General features: G+C 48.7%; 1 protein-coding gene. It reads right to left on the bottom strand.

The genetic code is table 11. The features are described from left to right. Window positions 1–33: 33 nt before the first annotated feature. On the bottom strand, window positions 34–1,359 hold a 1,326-nt coding region (gene tnpC, locus IRQ95_RS21850; protein ID WP_194439896.1), incomplete at its 5' end, for an IS66 family transposase.

The raw sequence follows: 1,359 nt of genomic DNA, 5'->3' as shown, positions 1-1,359 counted from the left end.
GTAAGCGCCCCATGAGCCCACGGGGCGATATTACTAATGTTTAAAGTTCCAGGGTAGGAGTGCATCGATATCTGGCTCAGTTTGCGCTAGCTCTTTCATGCACTTGACCATGTAGTCGTAGAGGATAAGCCCGTTTGCTTTGGCTGTTTCCACGATGCTGTAAAGCATCGCGCTCGCCGCAGCACCATTTGGTGTGCTCGAGAAGAGCCAGTTCTTCCTGCCAATGACCAGCGGTTTAATTGCGCGTTCAGCACGGTTATTGTCTATCGATAAGTGGCCATCATCGATATAGCGGATCAGCTTCGGCCATTGTCCAAGCGTGTATTTTATCGCTTTGCCTAGCGGGCTAGACGCTATCACTTGTTGAGTTGTCATCCACTCGTACAACTCATCAAGTATTGGCTTGGCATACARTTGACGTTCTGCTTTTCGTGTCTCGACAGACGCACCTTTTAATCGTGATTCTATCCCATAGAGTTTCTGGATTTTGGCCAGCGCTTTATCAGCTTTGCCTGACTTACCTTTGCCTTGAACCTTTTTAGCATCCATGAACTTACGCCGTGCATGCGCCATGCAACCAACATTGGTGACTTGGTGAAGGCCGTCATAGGCACCATAGCCATCGGTCTGAAGATAACCATTATAATCCCCTAAAAAGGCAACAGGGCACGCCCTCGCGCGACTGTTTTGATAGTCGTACAAGGCGATATTTTTCACRTTGGGGAGTGCGGCATCTGGCGARTCTGCGCCCGAGCAGTAAAGCCACATATAGCACTGTTTGTCTTCCTTGAGGACATTGAGCGGTGTTTCATCCGCCTGAACCACCACTTGCTCGAGTAGGTGCGCTTTCAAGACCTTATAAAGCGGGACGAACTTCTCACTGACTTGGATAACCCACCTTGCCATGGTGGTTCGTGATAGTTCGATACCCGATTGGGTAAACAGCGACTCTTGGCGGTAAAGTRGCATTGCGTATTGGTATTTACCAAGGATGATATTGGTCAGTAAGCTTTCTGTTGCGAAGCTCTTCGGGATAATGCTTTGTGGTGCTGGCTTTTGAACGATGAGATTGTTGCCTTCAGTTTGCTCGCACTGACGACAAGCATACTTAGGACGAACATATTCCAGCACTTTGAGTACCGCTGGTGAGAACTCTAGTTTTTCACTGCGGTCTTCACCGATTTTATGAAGACCATGCTTGCAGCAAGCGCACTGCTTTTCATGGTCGTCTAAGTCGAGCTCGATAACCTCACGAGGCAAGGTCTTTGGAAGTGGCTTGCGCTTACCACGTTTCTTCGTCGTAGTGGTTGTCGTGACCTCAACCTCATATTCCTTAGCGGCTTCACATTCCACTTCGTT

This window comes from Vibrio fluminensis (assembly GCF_015278125.1).
GTDB lineage: Bacteria > Pseudomonadota > Gammaproteobacteria > Enterobacterales > Vibrionaceae > Vibrio > Vibrio fluminensis.
Note: the sequence above shows the minus strand (reverse complement) of the source record. Positions and strands in the feature narration are given on the sequence as shown.